Raw genomic sequence first — 231 nt, 5'->3', positions numbered from 1 at the left:
ACCCGCCCTGGCAGTTTTCAGCGCTATGTCGCCGCCAGCCCCTCGATCTGGTGGCGCGATGGCTTGGTGCTGCAAGCCTTGCCCGGATTTTTGGCGCATGCCCCCAGCCAGGCGAAGGATGCCCCGCCGCTACGGCTGCTGGTCACGCAAGGCGAGCGCGAAGCGCGGCCTGCAGCGCCATCCACGCAGGCATCGCCGCCCGCGCCATCCGCCCCCGCGAGCGACCCGGCC

1 pseudogene is annotated in these 231 nt (G+C 71.9%); it reads left to right on the top strand.

The features are described from left to right. Positions 1-231: pseudogene (locus H928_RS32630) on the top strand (hypothetical protein); the annotation flags it as partial.

Source organism: Comamonas sp. B-9, assembly GCF_000410635.1.
In the GTDB taxonomy this organism is placed as follows: domain Bacteria; phylum Pseudomonadota; class Gammaproteobacteria; order Burkholderiales; family Burkholderiaceae_C; genus Comamonas.
Note: the sequence above shows the minus strand (reverse complement) of the source record. Positions and strands in the feature narration are given on the sequence as shown.